The following is a 6873-nucleotide window of genomic DNA, read 5'->3' on the forward strand; positions in this document are numbered from 1 at the left end:
CGAACAGGTCGGGTGTGTTCCGAATCCGCGTGTTTCGCGCCGCTGAGCGGTTTCGGCGCCGATGCCGCCTTGGTTGTGACCACCGCCACTTCAGGTCCACATGAACGGATACCCCGAGGCGATTCGACCAACCACCTCGGCTACGGGAACCCGGTCGGCGCGGTGGTGACCTGCCGTGATATTTTACTTCTTCAGAGATCTTTCTTCTTTGTAGAACTATCTTTATACGAGCAGACATTAGGTGCGGAGGAATACCCGTGTCGACACCTGAACCCGACCGCGAGGCCACGGCGCCCGGACTCCGCGCCGACGCCCGCGAGATCTACCGGCGCTACCTGAGCGCGGTCATGCTGCACGGACAAGCCGGGGCGCGGGCGGTCGATCTGGGCGCCACCGATCTGTACGCGCTCAACATCCTCGAACTGGCCGGGCCGATGACGCCGGGCGAACTCGGCGCGCGCAGCGGTCTGACCACCGGCCCGACCACCCGGCTGATCGACCGCCTGGAGGACGCGGGCTACGTGCGCCGCGCGCCGGTCCCCGGCGACCGCCGGAAGGTGATCGTCGAATTGATCGGCAAGCCAGCCGATCTCGACGAGGTGCTCGCTCCCGCACGGCAGCGCATCGGCGAGATCATCGGCGGCTACACACCCGAACAGCGCGAGGTGCTGTTCGACTACTTCACCAGGGCGGCTGCCGCGTACCAGGCCGCCGCCGAGGAGCTGCGTGGCACGGACTAGGCCACGGCGAGGGCGATGATCTGGGTGATCTGGCGGCTGTCGAAATTGTCGTCGCTGACCAGAACCAAGGTGCGCTCACCGGAGGGCAGACGCGGCCCCCAGGTCATGCCCTCCACGTTGTCGACGGCGGCGAGCCCGACGTCGTCGAGATCCACCAGCAGCCGCTTGGCCACCGGGCGGGCAGCGCCGATCGAGGCATCGAGGATGTTGGTCGCGGCGCTCAGATCGGCCTCGTAGACGCGGATCTTGTTGGGCGTGCCCGGCGAGAAGGACCGTTCCAGCACAAGAAGTTTCGTGGGGTCCAGCGGATCGGCGGCGAGGATCGAAGCGATCCCGTTCGCGCCGCGGCCGGGCTGCGGCCGCGACTCGGCGAAGACAGGATCCAGCGGATACGCGTACTGGGCGAGCAATGGCCCGGATCGCGCCTGGACGGTGATCCGCGTAAGTGCCCCGCTCGTCGTGGTCGCCGCCGGCCCGTCCTGCAGCAGCGGCCCTTCCGTGGCGGTGGCGAACAACGTGCCGCCCGCGAGGAAGGTCGCGGCCTCCAGTGCCTGGTTCTGTTGCGGCCCGGAGTCGGGGCGCATCCGCTCGTTCTCCGGGATCGGCAGGTCACCGACATAGGAGCCGTCCGGGTGCGCGATCCGCACCGACGGATCTTGCAGCAGGGCGCCGTCCCGCTCGCCTTCTTGCGTCCAGTAGTAATCGCCGGTCCACGGGTCCACCCGGATCTCCTCCGGGTCGACCGACATCGGCGCGTAGGGCGCGCCCGCCGCGGTCAGCAGGGGGTGCGTGCCGGTGAAGGTCACCGGTCCGACTCCGCGCTCGCCGACCTCGAAGCGCGCGGTGTAGTACCGCGCGGGGTTCTTGTTCGAACGATCGTCGCTGATCAGCACGAATTCACCGGTGCGCGCGGAGTAGTCGATCCCGGACAGGCCACCCACGGTGGTGCCCGCGAAGTCCAGGCTCGACGCGACGACTTGCTCGCCCAGCAAACGCACCGATGGCGTCGTCACCGGATCGGCGGCCGCCACCGGGGCCGATGCGAGCGCGAGGGCGCAACTGGCGATCAGAACATGGCGACTACGTCTCGGCACGGCTGCCAACCTATCGCGCCGAACGGACGCGCAGGCGAACGGGCCGGAAAACGGCCGAAGCCCGCCACCGCGAAAAGCGATGGCGGGCTTCGGCGTTGCGTCGCGGCGCGCGATTACTTACGCAGCGAGGCCGGAACCTCGAAGCGCTCGCCGTAGGTCTTGGCGAGGTAGTCGGCACGCTCCACGAAGGCCTCCTGGCCACCCGGGTAACCGACGATGAACTGGTGCACACCACCGGTCCAGGCCGGGAAGCCGATGCCGAAGATCGAACCGATGTTCGCGTCGGCGGTGGAGGTGAGCACGCCCTCGTCGAAGCACTTCTGGGTCTCGATCGCCTCCGCGAACAGCATGCGGTCGATCAGATCCTGCAGCGGGACGCCGAAGCCCGCAGTGGTCTTGAAGTGCTCACGCAGGCCCGGCCACAGACCGGTGCGCTTGCCGTTCTCGTCGTACTCGTAGAAGCCCGCCTTCTCCAGGCGGCCCGGACGACCCTCGGACACCATGTAGTCGATGACGTCCTGCGCCGGGTGCCGCTTGACGCCCAGGGTGGTGTCGCCCGACTGCGCAGCCTCCAAGGTCTCCTTGGCGATCTTCTGCATGAGCTTCATGTTCAGCTCGTCCGACAGCTGCAGCGGCGCGGCCGGGTAGCCCGCCTGCAGACCGGCCTGCTCGATGGTGGCGGGCTCGATGCCCTCCTCGAGCATGGCGATCGCCTCGTTGACGAAGGTGCCGATCACGCGGGAGGTGAAGAAGCCGCGGCTGTCGTTGACGACGATCGGAGTCTTCTTGATCGCGAGGGTGTAGTCGAACACCCGGGCCAGCGCCTCGTCCGAGGTCTTCTCACCCCGGATGATCTCCACCAGCGGCATCTTGTCGACCGGCGAGAAGAAGTGGATGCCGATGAAGTCCTCCTGGCGCTTCACGCCGGTCGCCAGACCGGTGATCGGCAGGGTGGAGGTGTTCGAGCCGAGCAGCGCGTCGGGGGTGACCACGTCCTCGATCTCCTGGAACACCTTGTGCTTCAGCTCGGTGTTCTCGAAGACGGCCTCGATGACGAAGTCGACGCCGGCGAAGTCGGCCGCGTCCGCGGTCGGCTTGATCCGGTCCAGCAGCGCCTTGGACTTCTCCTCGGTGGTCTTGCCCCGGGAGAGCGCCTTGGCCTCGATCTTCTCGGAGTAGTTCTTGCCGCGCTCGGCCGCCTCGATGGAGACGTCCTTCAGCACGACCTCGTAGCCCGCCTTCGCGGAGACGTACGCGATGCCCGCGCCCATCATGCCCGCGCCGAGCACGCCGACCTTCTTGATCTCCTTCTTCGGCACGTCCTTCGGACGCGAACCGCCGTTGTTGATCGTCTGCAGGTCGAAGAAGAACGCCTGGATCATGTTCTTCGCGACCGGGCCGGTGAGCAGGTGCACGAAGTAGCGGGACTCGATCAGCGACGCGTTGTCGATGTCGACCTGCGAGCCCTCGACCGCGGCGGACATGATCGCGCGCGGCGCGGGCATGTTCGCACCCTTGATCTGCTTGCGCAGGTTCGCCGGGAACGCGGGCAGGTTGGCCGCGAAGGCCGGGGACGACGGGGTGCCGCCGGGGATCTTGAAGCCCTTCTTGTCCCAAGGCTGCACGCCGGCTTCCGGGTTGGCCTTGATCCACGCCTTGGCGGCGGGGATCAGCTCCTCGACCGAACCGACCAGCTCATCGATCAGGCCGATCTCCTTGGCCTTGGCCGGCTTGTTGCGCTGACCCTGCAGCAGCACCTGCATCAGGGCGTTCTGCAGGCCGAGCATGCGCACGGTGCGGATGACGCCGCCGCCCGCGGGCAGCAGGCCGAGGGTGGCCTCGGGCAGACCGATCTGCGAACCCGGCACGTCCGCCGCGATGCGGTGATGGGTGGCCAGCGCGATCTCCAGGCCGCCGCCGAGCGCCGCGCCGTTGATGGCGGCCACGACCGGCTTGCCCAGCTGCTCCAGGCGACGCAGGGCGCTCTTGATCTCGGTGAGCTCCTCCATCAGCGTCTGGGCGTCGTCCGGGCCGACCTTCATCATGTTCTTCAGGTCGCCGCCGGCGAAGAAGGTCTTCTTCGCGGAGGTCAGGACGACACCGGTGATGTTGTCCTTCTCCGCCTCGAGCCGGTCGACGGTGGCCGTCATCGATTTCTTGTACAGCTCGTTCATCGTGTTGGCGCCCTGGTTCGGGTCGTCCATCGTCAGTACGACGATGCCGTCCGAATCCTGCTCCCAACCGATCATGTTGGTTTCGCTCACAGCTCTGTGTCTCCTTGGTGAATTAGCAGCGTTCGCGGCCCTACGTGGATACGCAGGCTGCCGCCTCCGGGCCTGACGCTCACGCCGCCGTGAATTCTCAGCTGTCGGTTGGGGTTCAGACCCGCTCGATGATGGTGGCCACGCCCATGCCGCCGCCGATGCACAGGGTGATCAGGGCGTAGCGGCCGTTGCGGCGCTCCAGCTCGTCGACCATGGTGCCGGTGATCATCGCGCCGGTGGCGCCCAGCGGGTGGCCCATCGCGATCGCGCCGCCGTTGACGTTCAGCTTCTCGTCCGGGATGTTCAGGTCCTTCTGGAACTTCAGCACCACGGAGGCGAACGCCTCGTTGATCTCGACCAGATCGATGTCATCGAGGGTAAGACCCGCCTTGGCCAGCACCTTCTTGGCGGCCGGAGTAGGACCGGTGAGCATGATGGTGGAGTCGGCGCCACTGGTGGCGGTCGCGACGACGCGCGCGCGGGGTGTCAGGCCGGAGGCCTTGCCCGCCTCTTCCGTACCGACGAGCACGAGCGCGGCGCCGTCGACGATGCCGGAGCTGTTGCCGCCGTGGTGCACGTGGTTGATCTTCTCGACGAAGTGGAACTTCTGCAGCGCCACCGCGTCGAAGCCGCCCATCTCACCGATCACGGCGAAGGACGGCTGCAGCTTGGCCAGGTCCTCGGCGGTGGTGCCGGGACGCATGTGCTCGTCCTTGTCCAGCACGACGATGCCGTTCTGGTCCTTGACCGGCACGATCGACTTGGCGAAGTAGCCGCCGGTGGTGGCCTTGGCGGCCAGCTCCTGCGAGCGCACCGCGTAGGCGTCGACATCGTCGCGGCTGAAGCCCTCGATGGTGGCGATCAGGTCGGCGGAGACGCCCTGCGGGACGAAGTAGGTGTCGTAGTTGGTGGCCGGGTCCAGGGCCCAGGCGCCGCCGTCGGAGCCCATCGGCACGCGCGACATGGACTCCACGCCACCGGCGAGAACCAGGTCGTCGAAGCCGGAGCGAACCTTCTGGGCGGCGAGGTTGACCGCCTCGAGGCCGGAGGCGCAGAAGCGGTTGAGCTGGAAGCCGCCGACGGTGTCGGGCAGGCCTGCCACGGTGACCGCGGTACGGGCGATGTCCGCGCCCTGATCGCCGACCGGCGCGACCACGCCGAGGATCAGGTCGGAGATCCGGTCCTCGTCGAGGTTCGGGAAGCGCCCGCGCAGCTCCTGGATCAGACCGACAGTCAGGTCGATCGGCTTGACCGAGTGCAGCGAGCCGTTCTTCTTGCCACGGCCGCGCGGAGTGCGGATGGCCTCGTAAATGTAGGCCTCTGTGGTCATGGAGTGTTCCTTCCTCAATGTGCGGCGGCCGGACTTTCGTCCGTCCGAGCGCTGGTGTGCGGCGACACCGCGGGTGCGGCATGGCTGCGGCTGACCTCGCCGACCGGCCTTGCGACCGACCGTTCCTAACGCTGTACAAAACCAGGCAAGACAGGACGAACGTACGGCCAGGTCGCCCGTACGCCTGGGCATACCATAGAACGTCGGCGTACCGAAGCTCCCGGCTACCCGTCCATACTACCGTGGAGTGCGAACTCCGGTTAACTTAACGTTGCGAGAACGGTGGTTGTCAACCATCCAATCGTGTGGCACCCAGCTCACTCTTCAGCAATTCGAGGGCGACCTCGTCCGGGTCGCGACGGTCGCCGGGAGCCACCGGATCGGCCGCGGCTGCCATCATCTCCTGCTCCTCTTCCGGGGTCGAGGCGGGAATGACCCGGGCCCCGTCCCAGTCCAGGTCGGTCGACGCGTCGCCCGCGCTCGGCCCGGCGTCGTACCGCGGATAGTCCGCGGGGCCGGGGTCGTCGGGTAGGTCGGGGTAGTCGGGCGGCGGGATATCGTCGTCCGCGGGATACGGGCGCTTGTCGGCGCCGCCTGCGCCGGAACGCCCCGCGCCGCCGGCCTTGTCGGCGTTCGCGTTCTTCGCCTGACTCGGGCGGGAGAAGCGCGGCGCGGGCGCGGCCGAACCACGGGTCGCCGCGTTGCCGGATTCACGTCCAGGCTGGTTGCCCGCCTGCCCGCGGGGTCGGTTCGCGGCACCGCCCGATCGCGGCGCGGCGGCGGGCCGTGGCGCGGCGCCGCCCGCTTCCCAGCGGACCTCGTGGTCGCGGCCGAGCACCGCCCGTACTGCCGACCGGACCGCCTCCAGGTTGCGCGGATCGGACAGGCGCTTGGCCAGCGGCGCGTGCTGGTGCGCGAAGACGATGACCTCGCCCTCCACCCGGGCGACCGACGCACCGGCGAGCATCGCCTGCACGGCCGCACCGAACTCACGCACTTTGGCGCGAATGTCCGCCCAGGCGGCTTCCACTTCCCGCAACAGATCAGCGCTCGGTGTGGCAACAGGACCGGCGGCGAGCTCCTGCGCGGACGAACCGGTCGCATGAGACGCCGGCGCGGCGGACCGAGCCTGATCGCCGTGCCCGACGGTCCGCTCGGCAGCCGAATCAGCCCCGCGCTCGCCCCCGGCAGCAGAACCCCGCCCGGCAGCCTGGCCGGCCGCTTGCTCCCGCCCGGCAGCAGATCCCTGCTCGGCAGTCGAATCAGCCCCGCGCCCCCGCCCGGCGGTAGAACCATGTCCGGCAGCCGCATCAGCCCCTTGCTCCCGCCCGGCGGTAGAACCCCGTCCGGCAGCCGCATCAGCCCCTTGCTCCCGCCCGGCGGTAGAACCCCGTCCGGCAGCCGCATCAGCCCCTTGCTCCCGCCCGGCGGTAGAACCCCGTCCG

Annotated in this window: 5 protein-coding genes and 1 pseudogene; 2 read left to right on the top strand and 4 right to left on the bottom strand. The window is 68.5% G+C overall.

The features are described from left to right. Nucleotides 1-257 precede the first annotated feature (257 nt). Nucleotides 258-740: a MarR family transcriptional regulator gene (locus ABZW96_RS28655; RefSeq protein ID WP_355078731.1), complete on the top strand. Its 483-nt coding sequence runs from the start codon at nt 258-260 to the stop codon at nt 738-740. On the opposite strand, the gene ABZW96_RS28660 is transcribed toward ABZW96_RS28655, so the two are convergent. The 4 genes from ABZW96_RS28660 to ABZW96_RS28675 all read right to left on the bottom strand — a co-directional run bounded on the left by ABZW96_RS28660 (nt 737) and on the right by ABZW96_RS28675 (nt 6458). Further along, nucleotides 737-1834 carry an esterase-like activity of phytase family protein gene (locus tag ABZW96_RS28660; RefSeq protein ID WP_355078732.1) on the bottom strand — a complete coding sequence of 366 codons (1098 nt, stop codon included), beginning with the start codon at nt 1832-1834 and terminating at the stop codon, nt 737-739. The genes ABZW96_RS28655 and ABZW96_RS28660 overlap by 4 nt on opposite strands. 113 nt (nt 1835-1947) lie before the next feature. Then, complete coding sequence (locus ABZW96_RS28665) at nt 1948-4098, bottom strand: 3-hydroxyacyl-CoA dehydrogenase NAD-binding domain-containing protein (protein ID WP_355078733.1); 2151 nt, start codon at nt 4096-4098, stop codon at nt 1948-1950. Nucleotides 4099-4213: 115 nt separating this feature from the next. Continuing rightward, nucleotides 4214-5428, bottom strand: a complete 1215-nt coding sequence (locus ABZW96_RS28670) for an acetyl-CoA C-acetyltransferase (RefSeq protein ID WP_355078734.1) — start codon at nt 5426-5428, stop codon at nt 4214-4216. Nucleotides 5429-5717: 289 nt separating this feature from the next. Then, nucleotides 5718-6458, bottom strand: coding sequence for a DNA polymerase III subunit gamma/tau (locus ABZW96_RS28675; protein WP_355078735.1), 741 nt, complete (start codon nt 6456-6458; stop codon nt 5718-5720). Between the two features lie 72 nt (nt 6459-6530). Here ABZW96_RS28675 and ABZW96_RS28680 point away from each other — a divergent pair. Further along, nucleotides 6531-6873, top strand: a pseudogene (locus ABZW96_RS28680) (hypothetical protein); the annotation flags it as partial.

This window comes from Nocardia sp. NPDC004168 (genome assembly GCF_040610355.1).
Lineage (GTDB): Bacteria > Actinomycetota > Actinomycetes > Mycobacteriales > Mycobacteriaceae > Nocardia > Nocardia sichangensis.

Bases quoted from the DNA above. Each gene is read 5' to 3' on its own strand.
- ABZW96_RS28670 (WP_355078734.1), bottom strand. From the start codon at position 5,428: ATGACCACAGAGGCCTACATTTACGAGGCCATCCGCACTCCGCGCGGC.